Here is a 2299-nt window from a genome sequence, read left to right as displayed (position 1 = left end):
CGTCCTGAGGGTTCTGCGGGTCCGCGGGCTTGCGCAGCGGGTCCTCGGACGGCCGGGACGGCTGGTCGGGCGGCTGAGTCATCAGCGTCTCCCCCTCTTCACTGACCGGCGCGCCCGCGCCTGTCCGCTTCCTGGGCCCCTCAGCGGTACTCAAGGACCGGTTGTCATACCGGGGCCTTTTCTATCACCCACGCCGGAACGCGACGGGCCGGTTCCTCCCCTGTTCCCAAGGGAGAACCGGCCCGTGACGTCGCTGTTATCGGTGACGTCCCGTCAGGGCGCCGGGGACGGTCAGGCGTCCTCGGCGAGCTCCAGCCACTGCATCTCCAGCTCGTCCCGCTCGCCCGCGAGTTCGCGCAGCTTGGCGTCGAGTTCCGCCACCTTCGCGAAGTCCGTGGCGTTGTCGGCGATCTGGGCGTGCAGCTTGCCCTCCTGCTCGGAGATCTTGTCGAGCCGCCGCTCGATCCGCTGGAGTTCCTTCTTGGCGGCGCGCTGGTCGGCGGCGCTCTTCTCGGCGGCGGGCTTCGCCGTCGGCGCGGGGGCGGAGGCGGCGGCCGCCTCCTCCATCTTCCGGCGGCGCTCCAGGTACTCGTCGATCCCCCGCGGCAGCATCCGCAGGGTGGAGTCGCCGAGCAGGGCGAACACCCGGTCGGTGGTGCGCTCGACGAAGAACCGGTCGTGGGAGATCACGATCATCGAGCCGGGCCACCCGTCGAGGACGTCCTCCAGCTGGGTGAGGGTCTCGATGTCGAGGTCGTTGGTGGGCTCGTCGAGGAAGAGGACGTTGGGCTCGTCCATCAGCAGCCGCAGCAGCTGGAGGCGGCGGCGCTCACCGCCGGAGAGGTCGCCGACCGGCGTCCACTGCTTCTCCTTGGTGAAGCCGAACGTCTCGCAGAGCTGGCCGGCGGTCATCTCCCGGCCCTTGCCCAGGTCCACGCGCTCGCGCACCTTCTGGACCGCCTCCAGGACCCGCCAGTTCGGGTCGAGTTCGGCGACCTCCTGCGAGAGGTAGGCCAGCTTGACCGTCCGGCCGACCTTGATCCGGCCGGCGGCGGGCTGCTCCTCGCCCTCGCTGCGGGCGGCGGCGGCCATGGCGCGCAGCAGCGAGGTCTTGCCGGCGCCGTTGACGCCGACCAGGCCGATGCGGTCGCCGGGGCCGAGCTGCCAGGTGACGTGCTCCAGCAGCGTCTTGGGGCCGGCCTGGACGGTGACGTCCTCCAGGTCGAAGACCGTCTTCCCGAGGCGGGAGGAGGCGAACTTCATCAGCTCGCTGCTGTCGCGCGGCGGCGGGACGTCGGCGATCAGCTCGTTGGCGGCCTCGACGCGGAAGCGGGGCTTGGAGGTGCGGGCGGGGGCGCCGCGGCGCAGCCAGGCCAGCTCCTTGCGGACCAGGTTCTGCCGCTTGACCTCCTCGGTCTGCGCGATCCGCTCGCGTTCGGCGCGGGCGAAGACGTAGTCGGAGTAGCCGCCCTCGTACTCGTGGACGTCGCCGCGCTGCACGTCCCACATGCGGGTGCAGACCTGGTCGAGGAACCAGCGGTCGTGGGTGACGCAGACGAGGGCGGAGCGGCGGGCGGCGAGGTGGGCGGCGAGCCAGGCGATGCCCTCGACGTCGAGGTGGTTGGTGGGCTCGTCCAGGACGATCAGGTCCTGCTCGGCGATCAGCAGCTTGGCCAGCGCGATGCGGCGGCGCTCGCCTCCGGAGAGGGGGCCGATGACGGTGTCCAGGCCCTTGGGGAAGCCGGGGAGGTCCAGGCCGCCGAAGAGGCCGGTGAGGACGTCGCGGATCTTGGCGTCGCCGGCCCACTCGTGGTCGGCGAGGTCGCCGATCACCTCGTGGCGGACGGTGGCCTCCGGGTCGAGGGAGTCGTGCTGCGTGAGGACGCCCAGGCGGAGGCCGCCGACGTGGGTGACGCGGCCGGTGTCCGGCTCCTCGAGCTGCGCGAGCATCCGGATCAGGGTGGTCTTGCCGTCGCCGTTGCGGCCGACGACGCCGATGCGGTCGCCCTCGGAGACGCCGAGGGAGATGCCGTCCAGGAGGGTACGGGTGCCGTACACCTTGTGGACGTTCTCGACATTGACCAGGTTGACGGCCATTTCTCTCCAACCGAGGGGGACGAGCTCAGCGGTCCAGGTTAGCCCGCGCGGGGGCCCCGCTCCGCCGCCTCGGGGTTTCGTCGGGCCTGTGCGTACGCGCGGGTGCGCGGGCGCGGGTGGGCTGACGCCGCGCGGGCGAACCGTCCCGTGCGTACGCACCGCCTGCGCCCACCCGTGCCGCCCAGCGGCACGACTGCCCGCA

The 2299-nt window shown here is 72.0% G+C and carries 1 protein-coding gene; it reads right to left on the bottom strand.

Annotated features, from left to right (window positions below; translation table 11 throughout):
* Nucleotides 1-291 precede the first annotated feature (291 nt).
* Nucleotides 292-2097 carry an ABC-F family ATP-binding cassette domain-containing protein gene (locus tag HW445_RS27530; RefSeq protein ID WP_180223579.1) on the bottom strand — a complete coding sequence of 602 codons (1806 nt, stop codon included), beginning with the start codon at nucleotides 2095-2097 and terminating at the stop codon, nucleotides 292-294.
* Between the last annotated feature and the right edge of the window lie 202 nt (nucleotides 2098-2299).

Origin of the sequence: Streptomyces sp. UH6 (assembly GCF_013421635.1) — a bacterium.
GTDB lineage: Bacteria > Actinomycetota > Actinomycetes > Streptomycetales > Streptomycetaceae > Streptomyces > Streptomyces abyssomicinicus.
This window is presented reverse-complemented; position numbering and strand designations above follow the sequence as displayed.